1 protein-coding gene is annotated in these 774 nt (G+C 59.8%); it reads right to left on the bottom strand.

Going from position 1 to position 774, the window contains the following annotated elements; translation table 11 throughout:
* Nucleotides 1-144: 144 nt before the first annotated feature.
* The coding region (locus EQW76_RS28740) for an ABC transporter substrate-binding protein (protein WP_161991101.1) at nt 145-774 on the bottom strand (630 nt) is incomplete at its 5' end.

Raw genomic sequence — 774 nt, 5'->3', positions numbered from 1 at the left:
AACGGCTACACCGAGCCTGTCCTGCACCGCCGGCGGATCGCGCTGAAAGCTGCGTGATCCCATAGCTGTTGCCAGAGTGGGCGGTAGGTTTCTGCTCCACTCTGGCATTCACGTCAGGCTAACGTTCCATGATCTCCGGGCCGGTCAAGTCTTCGCCGCTTTGGCAAACGTCGGATCGAAGGTCTTGCTGAAGGGAACATCGGCATTGGCAAGTCCTGGATCGAGCGTCTTCAGCACGCCCATCATCGAGTCGTAGCCTTCCTTGGTGACCAGACCATCCAGCGAGTACATCTCTTTCGAGTTCTTGAACGCCTGCATGTACAGATCGCGGTTACCCAGCTGGTATTGCGTTGGCACCACGCTGGCCACATCCTCGGGGCTGGCCTGCCCAATCCACTTCAACGCCTTCATGAATGCGTTGACGGTGCGCTGCGTGGTCACCGGATTGGCGACAGTGAACTCCTTCTTGATATAGACCGTCGCAGCTGGATTAGGGCCGCCGAAGAGGGACCGGGTGCCGGCCTCTGTGCGCGTATCGAGGAGAATGGCGATGTCGTTGTCGTATTGCAGCTGCGCGATGACAGGATCGACATGCGATAGGGCATCGATCTGACCGCTCTTGAAGGCTGCGAGTGCGGCTGCACCTCCGCCGATCCCGATCAGCGAGGCATCGTCGGCCTTCAATCCGCTCTTCAGCATCGCGTACTGGAACATCAGCGCTGTCGAGGAGCCGGGCGCGGTGATGCCGACCTTGCGCCCCTTCATGTCGGCCAT

It is taken from the genome of Rhizobium sp. rho-13.1, assembly GCF_007000305.1.
GTDB classification, from domain to species: domain Bacteria; phylum Pseudomonadota; class Alphaproteobacteria; order Rhizobiales; family Rhizobiaceae; genus Rhizobium; species Rhizobium rhododendri.
Note: the sequence above shows the minus strand (reverse complement) of the source record. Positions and strands in the feature narration are given on the sequence as shown.